This window comes from Wolbachia endosymbiont of Rhagoletis cingulata (genome assembly GCF_048537655.1).
Classification (GTDB): domain Bacteria; phylum Pseudomonadota; class Alphaproteobacteria; order Rickettsiales; family Anaplasmataceae; genus Wolbachia; species Wolbachia pipientis.
Genome location: NZ_CP175927.1, coordinates 40,414 through 59,531, shown reverse-complemented (window position 1 = coordinate 59,531; position 19,118 = coordinate 40,414). Strand labels below are relative to the sequence as shown.

The following is a 19,118-nucleotide window of genomic DNA, read 5'->3' as shown; positions in this document are numbered from 1 at the left end:
ATATAGCAATCGACTCGAGATTCAGCTACTTTATTTTTTAGAGTATGTCTCTTTTGTTGCATAATTTAAAATACCGGCAACTATCAATATCGCAAATATTGCAAAAAGTTCCATTTTATGATCTGTAAAAAGTGCTAACATTGACACTATAACTCCACTGCCAATAAACATAAATCCATTGATAATGGATGATGATGTGCTGATGTATTTTCGTTTCACAATCTCGCTGCCGACAGTAAAATTAAGCATATGTCCTCCCGCAAAAAACCCGAACATTAACATACAAAAGTACACAACGTGGACTGTTAAATGGCTGTATAGTAAAATAATAATTGAGACGCCTTGCAATAAAGCAAAAGCAGAAATTACATGTTTCCTATTTTTAAATAAGTTTGAGATTCGATCTGCAATTGGAGCACCAACTGCAAGACCAAGCCATAGTATTGCAGTTGCTATACCTGACTCCATTGCATTGAGTTCTGAGTTGCCCAGTAACCTTGGAGCCCACAAGGTATTAAGTGCTAAAAATGTTCCAAAAGTAATAGCACCCACCACTGAAGTTATCCAGATATCTCTTAATTTTAGCACTGTTAATATAGAGCACATTACTGTCTTCATAGAGCTTTTTATTGTGCGCTTTTCTGAGCTGCTTTCTGGAAGTGTGTTTGGACAAAAAAGCGTAAGTACAAATATCAACACACCAAATAGTATTATGCATACAATCAGATTTTTCCAATATGCATCTTCGGCAAGCAAGTTAGAGAACAGTATTTGAATTACCAAAGCAGAAAGGCTTGAAATTGTCTGCACTAGTGAAAACATTAGTCCAAATTGGGCAGCGGAAAAACATATGCTACTTGTGTGAGCAGCACCAATAAAACCAAATGATGCTCCAGTTGCAATCAACACTTGAGACAAAATCAAATGGGAGAAATTGTCACTATTAATAAGGACAAAAAACCCCAAGATCATAGTTGATAACGAGAAAAAATAAATTTTTTTACTGGAAAAAACATTAAACGTTGCTCCACTAAAAAATTGTAAGATGGCGAAAGTCCAAGTATATGCTGAATTAGCCAGTGCAACTTGCGCGATTGTAAGTCCAAGTTCCTTTTCGAGATTTACACTTATAAAGGTATAAATTATCTGCATGTTGCTGAATATAACAACCAAGTTACTAATCAGCCAAATGAACCAAGCCTTAGCTCTGCTTTCCATAAGATTTATTTTTATAAGTAATCTATTAGAAATTTAACACTAAGTCTCTTTTTAAGCTATTGTTTCCTGACTACTGTTATAGCTAACCCAAAAAACGGTTTCCCTACGTCATGCCGCCGCGGTATCTCTTAGCCGCTAACAAGCAGCGGGATGACGATTGTCAGGGTGTCATCCCAGCGCCCCTATGATGTCATCCGAGTAGCCAACACTGGTTTCCATCCAAGACGGTGTCATTCCAGTGCTTGACACTGGAATCCAGACTTTAATTGTTATACTTGTAAATAATCTGGTGAAAATAAACGTTCATCTCAAAATGCAGTATTTTTGTTGAAATAGCTCAACTGGATCCCAGTGTCTGGGCACTGGGATGACACCATAGGAGGCTACTTGGATGACAAAAAAAGGAGCACTGGGATGACAGCAGTCCTACGTCATACCGCCGCGGTATCTCTAGATCCCGCTAACAAGCAGCGGGATGACGAGCTTATCGTCACGCCGCCACGAACCGTCATACCGCGATTCATTCGCGGTATCTCAGCCGCTAACAAGTAGCGGGATGACGGTTGTCAGGGTGTCATGAAAGTAGCTGACACTGGAATCCAGAAAAAAAGAAATATGTATCAGCTACTTTCATTTGCTGCGCCTCGAAAATAAACGTTCATGTAGCTAAGCCATAAATCCAGTATAAAGACCTTTAATCATTGGCTTCGTAGTACTTCTCAACCAACTTATTAAGTAACCTTACACCAAAACCTACTGCTCCTCTTGGACAAATGTCAGTACCTTTCTCGTGCCAAGCAGTGCCTGCGATATCTAAATGTGCCCAGCAAGTTTCATTCACAAAACGCTGTAAAAACTGTGCAGCCATTATGCTATCTCCACCAGAGCCTGCAGGAGCGATGTTTTGAACATCAGCAATCGGTGAATCAATAATTTTGTCATAAGTTTCATTCATAGGAAAACGCCATAACTTCTCATTTACTTCATTTCCTGCATCAATCAGACGGTTTGCTAATTCATCATTATTTGAAAAAAGACCAGCATATTCGTTATTTCCAAGTGCAACCACTATAGCACCAGTTAAAGTTGCAAGATCAATCATAAATTTTGGTGAGAATCTATCTTGCGTATACCATAAAGCATCTGCAAGTATGAGCCTTCCTTCTGCATCGGTGTTCAACACTTCTATTGTTTGTCCAGACATTGAAGTTACTAGATCACTTGGTCTTTGAGCATTACCACCCACTGCATTTTCTGCAAGTGCGACCACACCGATCGCATTTACTTTTGCTTTTCGTCCTGCTAAAGCATGCATCACCCCAACCACAGTAGCAGAGCCTGCCATGTCATATTTCATTGACTCCATACCACGTGAAGGTTTGAGTGATACTCCACCAGTGTCAAACGTTATACCTTTACCAACAAAAGCTATAGGCTTTTGTTCTTTAGAAGCTCCATTCCATTTTATCACTACTAATTTTGGTTCTTTACTACTTCCTTGTGCAACTCCAAGCAAGGCTCCCATTTTTTTCTCTTCCATCTGCTTTTTATCAAGCACCTCGATTTCAAGGCCAAGCTTAGTAAGTTCTTTTTTTATATGATCAGCATAGGATTCTGGATATAGAATGTTAGGAGGCTCTGTTATAAAAGAGCGCGCAAGGAATATACTCTCACCTTCTTGCCTTAAGTGCTCAAATGATCTTTCAGCATTACTTAATTGTTCATCTTTTACTAATACGGTAATCTCCTCTACCTCTGTAATTTTCTCATCCTTTTTAGTTTTATACTTATCAAACTTAAAACTACGCAGAAACGCACCATATGCAACATTTGCTGCACTACCTTCGATTAAAACCGCTGCTTTTTTAATTTTTAATCTGCTTAGCTCACAATATATTTTACCACCAATATTTAATTCTTTATTTTCATTCCATTCATCCTTCTTACCCAGTCCAACAACTATAACATTTTTTTCTTCTGGCAAAGCAGTAGAGAAAAATTCACCAAAACTTCCATTGAAATCGCTAAATTGCTTTATATTATCTATGACCTGTTTTCCTTGCAAAACTCCGCCATCATTTACGGTTTCGTTGTCTTCAAATAAACCCATTACTATTGTTTTAAAATCGGGCGAAATTTTAGAAATTGTTATTTTCATTGCTGGTATCTCCGTTGCAAATAATTGTAAACTGTACATAAAACATAGCAAAAACATCAGTAAGATATTTTTCATATACATCCTAAGTACAATAACACTTAAGTTTACTATGGACTCCCTTACATGCAAGGTTTTTTATCTTTTATTAGAGAACTTATTATATCCGCCCAAGGTAATGTTAAACGTATAGGTTTTTATGACCTGATCACTGTAAGTAAATGGTGTTATGAGAAGGCTTGCAAGCCCATTACTAACAAAATCTTCAAGAACAGGATCAGCGCAATTATCGCAATTATGGTCAGCAAAAAACATTTGCGTTGTGAATTCTGGAAAATCCGGATGTTGAACTAGAAAGTTGATATGTGGAGCTCTATCACCAATTTTACCAGGTGCTATCGTAATAAAATTATAATAGCCAAGATTATTCACTACAAACCTTCCTGATCCAGCAAAATTCAGATCATCCTCTATATTCTTATCGTAATGGTTCACGCCGCGTGAATTCGCGTGCCATATAGAAACTACAGCATTTTGTATTGGTAAGCAGTTTATATCAGTAATTCTACCCACTATGTGTATTAATTCCCCTATTGCACTATTTGGAGAACCAGGTTTCCTTCTTAAATTGTTTGAAGAGCTAAAATTTTTTGGCCTTGCATCAAGGTCATATATTTCCGGAGTTTTAATGCAGTTGAGCAAAACAGGATCAGCTGCAAATAGCGGCAAACTGAATATCATTTGTACTAAAAGTGCTAACAAGATATTTTTCACATTCATTTCATTTATAATAGACTTCTTGCATAACCATATAACAAACTTTTATTGGAAATAGAAACGAAAAAACTTGCTTGACACCCTTCGCCAGCCCCCTTATCATGAAACTGAAGGTATTCAGTTATCTTCATCTGTGCAGATTAAACAGCAAGAAAACAACGTAGTTGGCGTCTTATTTTTAATTTTTTGCACTATGTGCACCTTATGTCTTCACAATATTTCTAGGTTTTTACCTACACAAGCTGAAACGCGCTATTTAAAACATTAAAAAACGCCAACTTAAAAAATGGATAGTGAATAACTAGCTACCCTAGGGTTTCTTTTGCCTTTTTTTCTGTTTAGTAAATTGTATCCGTTCAGCGGAGTGGTAGAATAAGGTAGACAAAGCAAGATAATAAAGATAATCATAGAGCAAAAGTGAGGTAATGTGGTAAACCTTTTAGAACTTTGCAAAAATTTACAGCAAAAAATAGAAAAACTGAAAGCAGAGATAGAAAACTTAAAAGCAGAAAATAAAGCTTTAAAGATAGAGAACGCTGAATTAAAGGAAAGGCTTGGTTTAAACTCGAAAAATTCATCTCTACCGAGCTCTAAAGAATTGTACAAAACAAAAAAGGACAAGCCAAAAAGCGAAAGGAATGTTGGCGATCAGGTTGGGCATAAAGGAAATTTTCATGCCACAATGGAAGCGGATAAAGTAGTAAAAATAGAGTTGCCTAATATTTGCGAATGCGGAGGAGAGCTTGTAATATGCGAAAAACCTTATGTTCACCAAAAAGTTGATCTTCCGGAAATTAGGCCTTATGTAGTAATTGGAACATGGTCGTTGTTGGAGATGCAGAAAAAGAAAAAGTAGCAAGTTACCAGAAGGTGTTACGCCAGATACATTTGGTCCAAGGGTTAAGTCTATAATTGCAGCACTCAGCGGATTTTACAAAAACTCAAAGCGTGAAGTGGCTAGTATCATAAATGACATTTTTAATTTGAACATAAGTGTTGGCAGCATATCAAATCTTACTATTACCCACAAATATAAATGTACTTATAAATAAAGTATTACAATATTAAAGTTTGCAAATATTGAGGGTATAAAAATGGCAAACGAGAGTAATGAATGGGCTAAAAATGAATTTGGAGATGCTGTACTTGGAGATAAAAGATTAACTGACCGATTAGTAAAGATTGCTGATAGTTTGATAAGTTTACCTGAAAGCTCAATTAATGAGGCATGCGGAAGTTGGTCAGAAGCAAAAGCAGCATAACGTTTTTTTCAAAATGAGAACGTAAAAGAAGTCGATATTCTAGCTTCACACATTGATAAAACAGTTGAAAGAACAAAAGCTCATAAAAGAATTCTTGTGATTCAAGATACAACTTATATTTCATACTCAAGCCATAAGCGGATTGGGAACTATTGCTGGAAAAGGAGCAGTAATGCATACAGCCCTTGCTGTTAGTACGGAAGCTGGGAATACTGGATCAAAAGATTTACTCGAGGCAACTCATTTCTGAAGAAGAAAAAAGACTAAAGAGCCATCGTAACAACGTTCATATTGAGGATAAAGAAAGTATGAAATGGCTAGAAAGTTTAAAGAAAACAAATAATATTATAGATCTGGCCCAAACCGAAGCTATAACTGTATGTGACAGAGAAGCAGATATGCATGATTTTTTTGAACTTGCACATAATCTTAACTCAGCAATTTTAGTAAGAGCTCGCCACAACAGAAATGTAAATAAAAAATTCATGCATACCAGGAACAAGCAAAAATTATGGTCATTTATCCAAGGCCTCCCTTGCGCTGGAAAAGTAGAAGTTGAAATCCCTGCTAGAGATAACAAGCAAAAAAGGACAGCGTTTTTAGAAATTAGATTCGGAAAATTTATCACATGAAGGCCATATAAAATGTAAAGAAGGTCACATAAAATATAAACCGACAGAGTCTACAACTTCACGCAATTCATGTTGTTGAAAAAAACTCTCCTCCCGAAGCAAGTCCTCTAGAGTGGATGCTTTTTTCCGGTCAGTACTTTTGAAGAAGCTGTTGAAAAAGTTAGTTGGTATTGTTTGAGATGGAAAATAGAGATATTGCATAAGATTTTAAAATCTGGTCTCAAAGTTGAGGAATGTAGACTTGGAACAGCAGAAAGATTAATGAGGTATTTAACAGTCATGAGCATTATTGCTTGGAGAATTTTCTTTATTACATCAATTGCAAGAACTAACCCAACATTACTATGTACTGCCTTATTAGCTGAGGAAGAATGGAAAGTTTTATATGTTAAAATACACAGGAAACCATGTCCAAATATAGCTCCTACTATAAAAGAAGCCGTTTCGTGAACTTGGAGGTCATTTAGCAAGAAAAAGCGACCCAAAACCAGGACCAATTACTCTTTGGAAAGGGTGGAGACGTCTCTTTGATCTAGCAGAAGGATGGAGACTTGCTCATGAACCTCATATTTGTGGGTAATAGTAAGGTTTCTAAGGGAGGGAGTAGTAGTAATACTGCTTCCTTACCTGACCAGTTTGCTCGTGATAAAGGTTTTGAGAAACGAGCTCAACTATATGCTGCTAAGGCTTACTCAAGGCAAGCTGATAAATCTGGTAAGTACATTGATTTAAAGAAGGTTTTCTTTATTGCTATCTCTAATTGTAATTTATTTCCTGATAAGCTTGATTATATATCCAGCCACACTATAAGAGATGAGAAAACCTATGAGCATGACTTAAAAGATTTTCAATTTGTATTTATTGAACTACCTAAATTTCCTAAGAATAAGGAAGAACAGCTAGAAAGCATAGTGGATCGTTGGTTATTTTTCTTCAGTGCGACCCGGAAAGCCGTGGTTTTGTGATGGTTAAATTCCATCTTCCCTAGACATCGGGGATAATGTATGTCTCACATTTCAAAGGATGGCAACCTTTGGGATGCAAGCATGAGATAAAAGCAGGTAACACTAAACCTCATGGTGAATCCCTGCAAACAGAGTTAGATATGATTACGAGAGGAACCTATGTTTGAATTGTCGTCAAAGCATAGTATGCGAAAAGAGGTTGAACTACGCATAGACCAAAATGGTACGAAGCAAAAGGGGAACTAAAGATTGAAGACTTTAGTTATTGATGTTCCCAGCTTCCGGCAAATAGTAGGAATCTAAGTTTAACGTGAAACGAAGCTATGGAACGGAGTAACCACATAAAAGCTCTTATATTCATTAAATATAAGTAGGTAGCCAACCACAAGCCGCTATGTGGAAGGATTGTTTAAGAAGCTAATGCCCAAAGTAATATCTGGGATATGCAGACGTAAACACTTTAATTTGGAAGGTAAAGTGGTGAATAGTAGTGAATATGTTATGGACCAGCAAAAAGCTAGGTATGAATGGAATGGAATTCCTTGGCGAAAGCTGAAGAAATCTTCATTTAAGCTACAAAAACGAATTTACCAAGCCTCTAAATGTAATGATATCAAAAAGATGCACAACCTTCAGAGATTATTACTCAAATCAACAAGTGCAAGAACGATCGCAGTTAGAAGGGTAACTCAGGACAACAGAGGGAAAAAAACTGCAGGTATTGATGGAAAAGCTAACCTTAGTCAAAAAGAAAGATTGCAATTGGCAAACTCCTTAGATATAAGAGAGAAAGCAAAGCCATCAAGACGTGTCTGGATCCCAAAACCTGGTAAGCCATCGGAATATCGCCCGCTTGGTATACCAACTATATCGTGTCGAGCAAAACAAACACTTGTAAAAATGGTGTTGGAACCAGAATGGGAGGCAAAACTTGAGCCAAACACTTATGGTTTTAGACCTGGTAGATCATGTCATGATGCAATTGAAGCCATATTTAATGTGCTAAAACAGAAAACAGCATATGTATTAGATGCTGATATTTCTGGATGCTTTGACAATATTAACCATAATAAACTGCTTGAAAACCACACCAGCGTTAAAGAAAATCATAAGAGGATGGTTAGAAGCGGGTGTTATGGAAGATGGAAAGCTTCAATCCACAAAACGTGGTACAATTCAAGGAGGCACCGTTGCTAGCTTGTGTTGCATTACACGGATTAGAGCAACATGTCAAAAAAGCATTAACAAACGAACTCTTTCAATGCATGAAAAGAAAATATGGTAGGATATCGCATAAAAACGCGCAAAAGTCTATTAGTGTAATTTTCTACTGTGATGATTTTGTCATCATACATGAAAACGAAGAGATTATTCTTAAAGCAAAAATTTTAGTTGAAGAATGGTTAGAAACCATTGGACTAAAATTAAAGCCCTCTAAAACAAGAATTTCTCATACATTAAGAACCATTGACGAAACAAAACCAGGATTTGATTTTCTTGGATTTTCAATAAGACAATATCCAACAAAAGAAAGTAAAAAAGGTTACACATTATTAATAAAACCAAGTCGTAATTCTATAAAGCAGCATACATTTGCTATTAAACATAAACTTAGAGAAATGCGTGGGGCGCCACAGGAAGTAATAATAAGGAATCTCAATCCAATAAACAGAGGATGGAGTCAATATTACTCTTCGGTAGTTTCATGTAAAATCTTTAGCTCATTGGATAATACTATACATAGAAAGCTCTGGAAGTGGGCAGTCTTTAGGCACCCAAACAAAGGGAAATGCTGGATAAAAAGAAAATACTTTAAAAAGTATAATAACGATAACTGGCGTTTTATGACAAGTAACAAGATACATCTTATTATACACAGCGATCATGTTATTAAACGACATATCAAAGTGCAAAAAACCAGATCTCCATATGATGGTGATTGGGTATATTGGGGTAATCGTCTTAGAGAAATACCAGATAAGCCATCGAGAGTAATAAAACTATTGAAGTTACAACAAAGTAAATGCGGTAATTGTAGACTATGGTTTGAAAGTGATGATATAATAGAAATACATCATAAAGACCGGAATAGACGAAACAATATGATCAAAAATTTATCTTTGTTACATGGGCATTGTCACGATGAATTACACAGGAGGTGTGCATGACAAGCACCAAATTAGAGAGAAGCCGTATGAGGCGCAAAGTGTGCGCCGTGGTACGCATTAAGAAATACTTAGCAGAGCTAAGCGGGGTTCAGAATAAATGGCCTCGAGGTGAACAACTAACTTTAACCCGAAAGGGAAGGAGGACAAGAGCATGTATGTAAAGCGAGAGTTATCTGAAGATGTGTAAGATAACGGCTTGCAACACCTGATCAATATGGTTAAAGCTAAACTGCTTGAATTCTAATCTTCAGGGGTGGGACTTCACATCCATGGGTATCGCATTTAAAACCCCATGTCTACGGTAAGCACAGATTAAACTTTCGTTTGTGTGACATTCTGGCTGTAGAACGATAAGTAGTGAACTTATTTAAGAGGATGAATGGAAAACCTAAGTTGATCTAGAACAGTTCTTAGTGACGGAACATGGGATGACCTAAGGAACGCGAGTTCTATGGTTACGGAGTCATCGTAGTAGTCGTGAAAGTAACGAATCACCGGGGAGCGTGGGAAAGCCACATACAGGGCAAAGGGTGACAGATAATTGAATGTTGAAATTGGGAGGTACGCAAGATGCGGAAAGCTGAAACAATACTTAACATTATACGTGAACGTGGACAAAGAAATTTGCCGGTTAAAAACGTATATCGCCTACTTTATCAGCGTGATCTTTACCTTCGAGCGTATGGCAAACTTTGTCGTAATAAAGGTGCTATGACAGAAGGTGTGACAACTGAAACAGTTGATGGTATGTCTTTGGAGAAAATCGATAAAATCATAGAGGATTTACGCTATGAGCGATATCGGTGGACACCAGTAAAACGTATCTATATTTTAAAGAAGAGTGGTAAACGCAGGCCGTTAGGATTGCCAACATGGTCAAATAAGTTACTTCAAGAAGTAATCCGATTAATATTGGAAGCCTACTATGAGCCTAAATTTAGTGAATGTTCACATGGATTTCGACCAAAGCGTGGATGCCACACTGCATTAAGAGCAGTAATGCAAAAAGGCAGAGGTACAAAATGGTTTATAGAGGGAGATCTCAGTGCATGTTATGACTCAATTGATCATACTATGTTGTTGAAAATACTGAGTGAAAGCTTCCAAGATAACCGTTTTATTCAGCTAATCAATCGACTGCTAAAAGCAGGATATATGGAAAATTGGAAGTACAATAAGAGTCATAGTGGGGTACCACAAGGTTCTATTATTGGTCCAATTTTGAGTAACATATTACTCGATCGGTTAGATAAACATGTGGAACATATACTAATACCAGCAAATAACCGAGGTAAGCGAAGAAAGACAAATCCAAAATATTTAAGGTTAACCATGCAAGTATCGATGATGAGAAAACAAGGGAACTGGGATCAAGCAAAACAACTGCGTCAATTAGTGCAGGGTATGCCATCTAAGGATTCTTGTGATCTAAATTATCGACGTCTTTGGTATGTTAGGTATGCTGATGATATTCTGGTAGGGTTTGCAGGACCAAAAAATGAAGCTGAACAAATTAAAAATGAGATTGCTAAATTCCTCAATGAGGAGCTCAAACTTATGCTTAATGAAGATAAAACGCTTATTACACACGCGTGTGATAGCAAAGCCAATTTTTTAGGTTATAAAATACACGTCTTGCATGCAGATGATAAACATGATCATCGGACACAACGATGTATTAACGGTAGTATTGGGTTACGTGTACCACATCATATAAAGCAGAAAAAGTGTTCTGAATATATGCGTTGTGGAAAGCCTATACATTTACCTCAACGTACACTTGATACAGCTTACAGTATTGTTGCTCAGTATCAAACTGAATATCGAGGAATTGTACAATATTACAAAATGGCCTACAACCTTCACACACTAAGTTATTTGAAGTATGTGATGGAAGTATCATTAGTAAAGACTTTAGCATCTAAATACAAAACAACTTGCAGGAAAATTTATAGAAAATTTGGTGCAATGATTGAAAACGACGAAGGTGAAAAACGAAAAGTCATCCAAGTCAGAGTAGATCGTTTACCATCAAAGATACCATTAATTACACACTTTGGTGCTGTGTCACTAAAATGGAATAAATGGGTAAGTATAAGTGATAACCTTATACCAATATGGAATAAGCGTAGTGAAATAGAGCAAAGACTATTGGCACAAACTTGTGAATTATGTAAATCACAAGAGCAGATTGAAGTACATCACGTACGTAAACTTGCTGATTTGCTAGGTAAACGTAATACTGAGCTACCGAAATGGAAAAAGAGAATGATTGAACGACAGAGGAAGACTCTTGTTGTTTGTCATGAATGCCATAAGAAAATCCAATATGGAAAATATGATGGTGACTCCTTAAAACGTTAGATTATTGGAGAGCCACGTGATACGGAAACGATCATGCGTGGTTCGGAGAGGGGTTGTTGGAAAAGTACTTAACAAGTAACTCGCTGGCTGCCCACTCTACCTCACGTACGGTTTTGAAGTCGAGTGAGGAGGGGCGACCTTCTTCACTTAGACAACAGTATGCAGATGAAACTACAGATGAAGACCTAAGGAATATAGCAGAAAAATCACCAATAATAAAGTTAGCCTACGATGAATTAGACAGGTTTAGCTGGAATGAAAAAGATTTAGTAGCATATGAAGAAAGAATAATGGATCTGCGGAAAGAAGAAGCCATTCTTGAATACAAACTTGAGGAAGGTATAGAGAAAGGAAAAATCGAAGTTGCAAAAAATTTACTTAAAGCTGGTGTATCTGTTAATTTAATAGCTGAATCCACTGGCCTTTCTCAAGCTGAAATTGTACAGCTTAAGCAAGAAGTGGCCTAAGTATCACGTTTTTCAGGGCTTTTTTAGCTCGGCAGTGGTCTGAAAAGTCCATTTTTCACTTTATAAAATGTTTATATTTTACCACCTACTTTATTTGAATAAGTTCTTCTGCCACACTCTGAACGGATACTTGAATCAGGCTCAAGTTGACAAGTAGATGTTATCTTGTTATAATAAATATTTATTAATTTAATCTTAACTTAAGAGGGTATTTATGGTAGCAAGTGATAGTGTTTTAAAAAGGTATGCGTTAGCCTATATAAAGAAATTAGGTAATAATAATAATATTGAAGGGTTTCTACAGTATTGTAATAATACACCGAATTTAACTTGGAGCAAGGAGAATTTTAAAAATGTGTATGAAGAATTTACACATCCAAATTCAAGCAATAGGCACGATACAGGAAGCAGAAATGATCAATATAACGCAGGGAATAACGCACAACCTACAGGCTCTCAGATTACACATATACATGTACACAATAGAGGTTTAGACTTTTGGGATTATTTGCTATTACAATGCTGGATGGATTCTTTATTCGGTGGACGTGGTCACACTACGGTTAATAATATAACGAATATTAACAATGGTAATACCACTCATCAAGGGAGAAAAGAGAATAAAAAAGAATCAGAAGACAGTAGAAAGCTATTAGCTTTGGGTATAGTAGCTGCAGTTGTGTGTGTTGCTTTCCATGCTGGTATGTGTTTTTGGTATAACAGCAGCAGAAAAGTGGCTAGAAAAGAAGAAAAAATAGATTACCTGGATAGTAAATTTAAAACGTTCAGAAATATAGAATTTGCGGTTGGCGTTGTTTCTTTGGCAGCTTTGGTAGCTTGTGCTGTTTACCCAGTCTTACCAGTGTGGGGTTTAGCTATCCTTGGCGTTAATTCTCTCGTATGTTTTGCTGGTGGTTTAGCTTTTCATATGAAGCATGAGGAAGAATTAGAAAATATCGAGAAAGCTAAAGGAGCGGTAGATAGCTGTCTTAGACAAGGGCATGGTTATGGAGATTCTTCTCGTTATGATGCACCACCTCCTTACTTTTCTCAAGATCCTAATACTACTCCAACTGCTCCTCCTTGTAGTGAATTTGATAATTCTAATGCGAAACGGCAGTTTGAGAATTGTGAGGGGTTCACGTATGATAGAAATCAATAGTTTTATTTTTAGCCAAATTAATTGAATCAAGCTACAAAACCTGCTAAAGTTAACTTTGTGAAAGCACCCTTAGCTCAGTTGGATTAGAGCATTTGACTACGGATCAAAAGGTCGGGCGTTCAAGTCGCTCAGGGTGCACCACATTTTATAGGAAACAGAAGTCACACTTGAAATTAATATATGTAATACCTATCTTTAAAGGTTAAGCACTAAACTATTATATATGAGCAAAAAAGACTACTATGATCTGCTGGAAGTAGGCAGAAATGCCAGTATTGATGAGATAAAAAAAGCGTATAAAAAATTAGCATTAAAATATCATCCTGATAGAAATCCTGGCAATCAAGAAGCAGAGGAAAAATTTAAAGAAGTAACAGCTGCATATGAAGTTCTGTCTGACTCTGAGAAAAGGGCAGGCTATGACCGTTATGGCCACGAAGGTGCTTCTGGTGGATTTCAAGGCTTTAGCTCTGCAGGAGATTTTAGCGACATATTCAATGACTTCTTTGGTGGAGGATTCGGTGGTGGTGCAAGTAGATCGAGAGCAAAAAGAAGTACAACAGGAGTATCTGGAGCAGACCTACGTTATGATCTTGAAATTACCTTAGAAGATGCATTTAAAGGAATACAAGCGCCTATACATTATGTGACAAATGTAAAATGTGATACATGCCAAGGCACAGGTGGCGAAGGAGCAATTAAACCAGTTCAGTGCCACACATGCCAGGGAAGCGGTAGGATTAGAACTCAACAAGGCTTTTTTACCATCGAAAGAACATGTACTACATGCTATGGGGAAGGAGAAATAATACAAAACAAATGTAAGAAATGTGGTGGAAGTGGACGTAGAAGAGATGAAGTAAATATATCCGTTTCAATTCCAAAAGGCATAGAAGAAGGAGCTAAGGTAAGGATAAGTGGTAAAGGAGAAGCTGGAACAAAAGGTGGAAAAAGTGGAGATTTATACGTATACGTGAAAATAATTTTCCATAAAATCTTTGCTAGAAATAAAGCAGATTTACACTGTAAAGTGCCTATAAGAATGACACTAGCAGTGCTTGGTGGTGAAATCGATATTCAATCAATTGATGGAGCTAAAATAAAAGTAAAGGTCCCTGAAGGCACTCAAACTGGTACCAAACTACGTTGTAGGGAAAAGGGTATGCCATATATGAACTCACATGCTCGTGGTGATTTATACGTACAGGTAATAGTTGAGACTTTAAATCCAAAAAATTTAACTAAAAAGCAAATTGAACTATTAAAAGCGCTTGAAGAAGAGGAAAATGCAAGTGTACAACAGCAATCTGAAGGGTTTTTTAGTAAAGTAAAAAAAAAATAAGAAATCTGCTAAATGACATTAAAGGGGTAACTGTTTACGGGTTTTCATTTAATCCTGCAATTCTTTGACCTTATTAATGGAAAACTTAACAATAGTGTTATTATTAGCCAACAGAAACTTCTTAGTTCCTTAAAACTATGTAAAAGCAATAAATTTCTTTATTTAAGGTCGAAGTTTTGCTATTCTCAGGTTTGAATAATTTAAATTTAATGAATATAAACAAAAATGAGTTTTTATTTCTTCCGCTTGGGGGAGTAGGAAGAATCGGGATGAATGTTAGCCTATATCATTACCAAGGTAAGTGGATTATGATCGACCTTGGTGTTGGTTTTGCAGATGAAACTATGCCAGGTGTTGAGCTGCTCATTGCTGATATAGATTTTATTGCTCAAAGAAAAAAAGATTTACTTGGAATAATAATTACACATGCACATGAGGACCACTGCGGTGCAGTGCCCCACTTGTGGGAAGAGTTGCAGTGCTCCATATATACAACAAAGTTTACGGTTAATTTTCTTAAAGAGAAACTAAAAGAATTTCGATTGGAAGGTATAGTGCCTGTGAAAGAGGTAGACATAAATGGCAGCATAAATTTGGGTCCTTTTACCGTCGAGTTTATAAATGTAACTCATTCAATTCCTGAGGCAAATTCAATATTAATTAGCACTGAAATGGGTAGTGCACTCCATACCGGAGACTGGAAATTTGATCCAAAACCTGTTGTTGGATTAACTTCTAATATGGAGCGTCTAAAAGAAATTGGCGATAAAGGTGACCTGCTTGCAGCAATTTGCGATTCAACCAATATATTAAGCAAGCATCACCCTGAGTCAGAAGGTGAAATTTATAATAATATTTATAACATAATAAAGCGGTCTAAAAAATTAGTTGCTGTTTCGCTATTCGCTTCAAATGTGGCACGAATTGAAACGATAAGCCAAGCTGCAAAAGCACTAAATAGAAAAGTAGTTTTACTTGGTAGATCTTTATGGAGAATAGTGAAAGTTGCGCAAGATAGTGGTTATTTAACTGATTCTCCTCAGTTTCTTGAAGCAAAGGAAGCAGTAAATTTTCCAAGGGAAGAACTGGTGCTACTTTGCACAGGTTGTCAAGGTGAGCCACTGGCAGCTACCGCAAGACTTGCTGCTAAGAGTCATCAAGCATTTAAAATGCAGCAAGGTGATACCATGATCTTTTCGTCAAAAATCATTCCTGGAAATGAAACTCGTGCGCACAACATGCTCAATGCCTTTATTGAGATGGGGGTAGAAGTTATTACTGAAAAAACAGAGCATGTTCATGCTTCTGGGCATCCAACAAGAGAAGAGCTAAAGGAAATGTATTCTTTAATAAAACCGAAGATGTCTATTCCAGTTCACGGCGAATATATTCACACGCATGCACATGTAAAATTTGCTAAAGAGTGCGGTGTGGCAAAAGCAATAATGATTGCACCAGGTGATATTGTTAATTTGGAGAACGGAGGAAAGGTTGATTCAATTGATGTTGACTACTTTGGTATTGATGGTATGTTGCTACGTCATCCGGAGAGCAGTGTTATAAAAATGCGTAAAAGAATGAGAGATGCCGGAGTTATTGTGGTAACAGCAGTTGTAAACAAGAAAAATAAATTGCTTGCTAAACCAAAAGTATTTGTACCTGGTGTTTTTGAAGTGCTAGAAGATGCAGCTACCATACAGAAAATTGTCAAGAAAGTTGAGTCGTTGTTTAGTTTGCAGCCAACAAAAAAAATTAAAAATAAGATTGAAAGTTCAATATTGAGTATCTTAAAGGAATATTTACTAAAAAGGCCTATAATTGAGGTTCAGATAGAACAGGTATGAAATGAATGAAGCTATTCGTTCATCTGGTGTTATTTATTTCGTTATTTATTCCTTATTTTACAAAAGCTGCTTTATATGTTGATATAAAAAAAAGCAGTGTTGGTAACATTGGTCTTGTTGTATCTAAATGTACATGTAAAACAGCGTTGGAAAGCGAATTAAGCGAAAATATTGCAAAGGTAATAGGAACAAATTTATCTAATTGTGGCTTATTTAATGTAAAACGTGGCGCGGAAGCTGAATCTAAATCTTGGAAAAGCGATACTGTAGTCACAGTAAGTTTAAGCGAAATATCTGGTAGTGCATTAGAGCTATCATTTCGTTTATTTGACGCTTTTACAAAAAGAGAATTACTTACTCAGTCAGTTGTTTTTCCAGCAAAAGACTGGAGAAAAATTGGTCACCTCGTTTCGGATGTGATACATGATAGATTAATTGGTGAGAAAGGGCACTTCAACACAAAAATCACGTATATCGCTGAAGAAAAAGATAGCAACTACAAATCTGTGCGTAAAATTGCTGTGATGAATCAAGATGGAAGTAATATAAAATACTTAACAAATGGCGATAGATTTGTGTCAACACCGAGATTCTCACCAAATGGAAAGGGTATTGTTTATATCTCGTACGCAAATGGTAAAAGTTATATAATATTAAAAAATTTAAAAGATAACACTGAATCAATAATCAGCGCATTTGAAGGAGTTGTTTCTGCACCAAGATTTTCTCCCGATGGTAAATCTCTTTTAATTTCCCACTCATTGGGTGGTGAAACGAATATATTATCTTTGGATTTAAGTAGTAAACGAACAAAAAAAATTACTAAAGGTTCAGCTATAAGCACTTCTCCCTCTTTTTCTCCAGATCAAAAGTATATGGCTTTTAGTTCTGATATAAGTGGGAGTCAGCAACTGTACGTTATCGATTTTACTAACAAAAGTAAAAAACCTAAAAGAATTAGTTTTGGAAGTGGAAGATATGCTACGCCTGTTTGGTCGCCAAAAGGAGATCTGATAGCTTTTACAAAGATTCAGTCAGGAAAATTTTACATAGGAGTTATGAAGCCAGATGGCAAAGAAGAACGTCTGCTTTCAGAGGGGCATAAAATTGAATCCCCGGCATGGTTACCAAATGGTAGAGAAATCATTTTTACAAGAACAGAATCACCAAGCAACTCTAAACTATATTTAGTAGACTTAGTAAAGAAAAATCAAAAAATGGTTTCCACTCCCACAAATGCTTCTTTACCGGATTGGTCTTATTTTTGAAAGTAGATCTATTATAGATTTGATATGAGCCTTATTTTACTTTAATTGCTTATAACCTTTGGCACTACGAAATACCCATGCTCAGGTTTTGTATTGGACAATATCTCTTTTTTAATGTTTTGAGAATTTATAACATCATCGCGTACATGAATGTCCTTGTCTATGCTGCCATAACGCATAGGAGAAACACCTTCAGTATTAACTTGCAATAAAGTATCATGTATCCAATCCAGCATTGTCAGTTCTTTGGAGTAGTGATCAATCTCGTCATTTGATAACTTAATCCTTACAAGCTGTGCAATTTTAAGCATTTCTTCTTTGGTAATTGTTATTTTTCTCTTATTTGCAAATTCTATTAGTGAAGTAATAACGTCTTCTGTTGACTTAGCTGGCATCTTTACCTCCTTGGATAAAGTGAGTTAAAATATCTACGACCGAAACAACTTCTATTTTACCAGTTTTTTCAAATTTGTGAAGTATGGTATCCGTAATCACTAATTTATCTAAAGAAGAGGAAGAAATTTTCTCAACTGCACTTCCTGAAAGCACGCCATGTGTGATGCATGAAATTACGGACTTTGCTCCGTGGCCTTTTAAAGCAAGAGCTGCATTACACAATGTTCCACCAGAGTCAACTATATCATCAACAATGACACAATTTTTATTTGCAACTTCTCCTATTATGTTCATTACTTGAGATGTGCCTGCTTTCTCCCTATATTTATCTACTACAATAATCTTATCATTTAACCCTATCTTGTACTTTTCCTCTAAAGTCTTTGCAAAAGCACGTGCTCTGCCAATTGCTCCAACATCAGGTGCAACAATTGCCAAATTTTCTGTGTGTATAGAGTCAACAAATGCTTCAAAGCAGTTCAAATTAGTTATCGGTACATCAAAGAATCCTTCAATTTGACTTGAGTGCAAATCAATAACTGCAACGCTACTTGCACCTGCAGTTTGAATAAGATTTGCAACTAATTTGGCACTTAAAGCAGACTGCACATTATTGTTCTTGATAATTCTATCTTGCCTGCTATATCCATAATAAGGGATAATTACTACTATCCTTTTGGCTCCTAATCTATTTACTGCATCAATTATAAGCAGAAGCTCCATAAGATTATCATTCACAGGGGGAGAAAGAGATTGTATTATATATACTTCTTGATTATATAGATCATTTGCTACTTCTACATTTACCTCACCATCGGTAAACTTTGATATCCAAGCAGAGGATGGTTGAACATCTAGCCGGTTAACTACTGATTCCCCTAATTCCTTACTAGCATTACCTATTATTATCTTCATAACGCACTAATTGAGTTTTTAAGATTATACAGAAATTGTGAAATAATTGAAATGTAAGTGTCTTTATCTAGCATTCTTGTCGGTGAATTAGATACCTCTTGTACAATGACCTGTCATTTTCACGCGTTGTTTCAATATATAGACCCAAATTGAAACAACTATACAAAATCCTGCTTATGTTTC

12 protein-coding genes, 1 tRNA gene and 4 pseudogenes are annotated in these 19,118 nt (G+C 36.3%); 12 read left to right on the top strand and 5 right to left on the bottom strand.

Annotated elements, in window-relative coordinates:
• Positions 1–30: 30 nt before the first annotated feature.
• From ACJZL3_RS00245 to ACJZL3_RS00235, 3 genes are all read right to left on the bottom strand, one after another.
• On the bottom strand, positions 31–1,218 hold the full coding sequence (locus ACJZL3_RS00245; RefSeq protein WP_138264764.1) for an MFS transporter: 1,188 nt from the start codon (positions 1,216–1,218) through the stop codon (positions 31–33).
• 694 nt (positions 1,219–1,912) lie between these two features.
• A complete protein-coding gene (locus ACJZL3_RS00240) occupies positions 1,913–3,376 on the bottom strand; it encodes a leucyl aminopeptidase (RefSeq protein ID WP_419198788.1) in 1,464 nt (487 codons plus the stop codon).
• Between the two features lie 135 nt (positions 3,377–3,511).
• The gene (locus ACJZL3_RS00235; protein ID WP_010962336.1) at positions 3,512–4,153 is read right to left on the bottom strand and encodes a protocatechuate 3,4-dioxygenase; all 642 of its coding nucleotides are present in this window, start codon (positions 4,151–4,153) and stop codon (positions 3,512–3,514) included.
• 424 nt (positions 4,154–4,577) lie between these two features.
• Between ACJZL3_RS00235 and ACJZL3_RS00230 the strand changes: the two are divergent.
• From ACJZL3_RS00230 to ACJZL3_RS00175, 12 genes and pseudogenes are all read left to right on the top strand, one after another.
• A pseudogene (locus ACJZL3_RS00230) lies at positions 4,578–5,190 on the top strand (DUF6444 domain-containing protein); the annotation flags it as partial.
• Positions 5,191–5,244: 54 nt separating this feature from the next.
• A pseudogene (locus tag ACJZL3_RS00225) lies at positions 5,245–6,624 on the top strand (IS4 family transposase).
• 52 nt (positions 6,625–6,676) lie between these two features.
• A pseudogene (locus ACJZL3_RS00220) lies at positions 6,677–6,979 on the top strand (PD-(D/E)XK nuclease family transposase); the annotation flags it as partial.
• Positions 6,980–7,429: 450 nt separating this feature from the next.
• Positions 7,430–8,206 carry a reverse transcriptase N-terminal domain-containing protein gene (locus ACJZL3_RS00215; protein ID WP_213863355.1) on the top strand — a complete coding sequence of 259 codons (777 nt, stop codon included), beginning with the start codon at positions 7,430–7,432 and terminating at the stop codon, positions 8,204–8,206.
• Complete coding sequence (locus tag ACJZL3_RS00210; protein WP_197907114.1) at positions 8,152–9,177, top strand: group II intron maturase-specific domain-containing protein; 1,026 nt, start codon at positions 8,152–8,154, stop codon at positions 9,175–9,177. The genes ACJZL3_RS00215 and ACJZL3_RS00210 overlap by 55 nt, the downstream gene beginning before the upstream one ends.
• A 570-nt stretch (positions 9,178–9,747) precedes the next feature.
• Complete coding sequence (locus ACJZL3_RS00205) at positions 9,748–11,541, top strand: reverse transcriptase/maturase family protein (RefSeq protein ID WP_253309139.1); 1,794 nt, start codon at positions 9,748–9,750, stop codon at positions 11,539–11,541.
• A 155-nt stretch (positions 11,542–11,696) separates the two neighbouring features.
• A pseudogene (locus ACJZL3_RS00200) lies at positions 11,697–12,008 on the top strand (Rpn family recombination-promoting nuclease/putative transposase); the annotation flags it as partial.
• A gap of 214 nt (positions 12,009–12,222) precedes the next feature.
• Complete coding sequence (locus ACJZL3_RS00195) at positions 12,223–13,170, top strand: hypothetical protein (protein WP_070356716.1); 948 nt, start codon at positions 12,223–12,225, stop codon at positions 13,168–13,170.
• A gap of 63 nt (positions 13,171–13,233) precedes the next feature.
• Positions 13,234–13,311, top strand: a tRNA-Arg gene (locus ACJZL3_RS00190).
• Between the two features lie 82 nt (positions 13,312–13,393).
• Complete coding sequence (dnaJ, locus tag ACJZL3_RS00185; RefSeq protein WP_012673045.1) at positions 13,394–14,512, top strand: molecular chaperone DnaJ; 1,119 nt, start codon at positions 13,394–13,396, stop codon at positions 14,510–14,512.
• Between the two features lie 209 nt (positions 14,513–14,721).
• Complete coding sequence (locus tag ACJZL3_RS00180) at positions 14,722–16,356, top strand: ribonuclease J (RefSeq protein ID WP_038198529.1); 1,635 nt, start codon at positions 14,722–14,724, stop codon at positions 16,354–16,356.
• A 5-nt stretch (positions 16,357–16,361) separates the two neighbouring features.
• Entirely contained in the window at positions 16,362–17,624 is a 1,263-nt protein-coding gene (locus tag ACJZL3_RS00175; protein WP_006279726.1) for a Tol-Pal system protein TolB, read from the top strand.
• 41 nt (positions 17,625–17,665) lie between these two features.
• Here ACJZL3_RS00175 and gatC read toward each other — a convergent pair whose 3' ends face one another.
• Positions 17,666–18,019 (bottom strand): Asp-tRNA(Asn)/Glu-tRNA(Gln) amidotransferase subunit GatC, encoded by a 354-nt coding sequence (gene gatC, locus ACJZL3_RS00170; protein WP_010962323.1) that lies wholly within the window; start codon positions 18,017–18,019, stop codon positions 17,666–17,668.
• Complete coding sequence (locus ACJZL3_RS00165; protein WP_010962322.1) at positions 18,009–18,935, bottom strand: ribose-phosphate diphosphokinase; 927 nt, start codon at positions 18,933–18,935, stop codon at positions 18,009–18,011. Before ACJZL3_RS00165 ends, gatC begins: the two co-directional genes overlap by 11 nt.
• Between the last annotated feature and the right edge of the window lie 183 nt (positions 18,936–19,118).

Bases quoted from the DNA above. Each gene is read 5' to 3' on its own strand.
- ACJZL3_RS00240 (WP_419198788.1), bottom strand. From the start codon at position 3,376: ATGAAAATAACAATTTCTAAAATTTCGCCCGATTTTAAAACAATAGTA.
- ACJZL3_RS00235 (WP_010962336.1), bottom strand. From the start codon at position 4,153: ATGAATGTGAAAAATATCTTGTTAGCACTTTTAGTACAAATGATATTC.
- ACJZL3_RS00180 (WP_038198529.1), top strand. From the start codon at position 14,722: ATGAATATAAACAAAAATGAGTTTTTATTTCTTCCGCTTGGGGGAGTA.
- ACJZL3_RS00245 (WP_138264764.1), bottom strand. From the start codon at position 1,218: ATGGAAAGCAGAGCTAAGGCTTGGTTCATTTGGCTGATTAGTAACTTG.
- ACJZL3_RS00205 (WP_253309139.1), top strand. From the start codon at position 9,748: ATGCGGAAAGCTGAAACAATACTTAACATTATACGTGAACGTGGACAA.
- ACJZL3_RS00210 (WP_197907114.1), top strand. From the start codon at position 8,152: ATGGAAAGCTTCAATCCACAAAACGTGGTACAATTCAAGGAGGCACCG.
- ACJZL3_RS00165 (WP_010962322.1), bottom strand. From the start codon at position 18,935: ATGAAGATAATAATAGGTAATGCTAGTAAGGAATTAGGGGAATCAGTA.
- ACJZL3_RS00195 (WP_070356716.1), top strand. From the start codon at position 12,223: ATGGTAGCAAGTGATAGTGTTTTAAAAAGGTATGCGTTAGCCTATATA.
- ACJZL3_RS00175 (WP_006279726.1), top strand. From the start codon at position 16,362: ATGAAGCTATTCGTTCATCTGGTGTTATTTATTTCGTTATTTATTCCT.
- gatC (WP_010962323.1), bottom strand. From the start codon at position 18,019: ATGCCAGCTAAGTCAACAGAAGACGTTATTACTTCACTAATAGAATTT.
- dnaJ (WP_012673045.1), top strand. From the start codon at position 13,394: ATGAGCAAAAAAGACTACTATGATCTGCTGGAAGTAGGCAGAAATGCC.
- ACJZL3_RS00215 (WP_213863355.1), top strand. From the start codon at position 7,430: ATGCCCAAAGTAATATCTGGGATATGCAGACGTAAACACTTTAATTTG.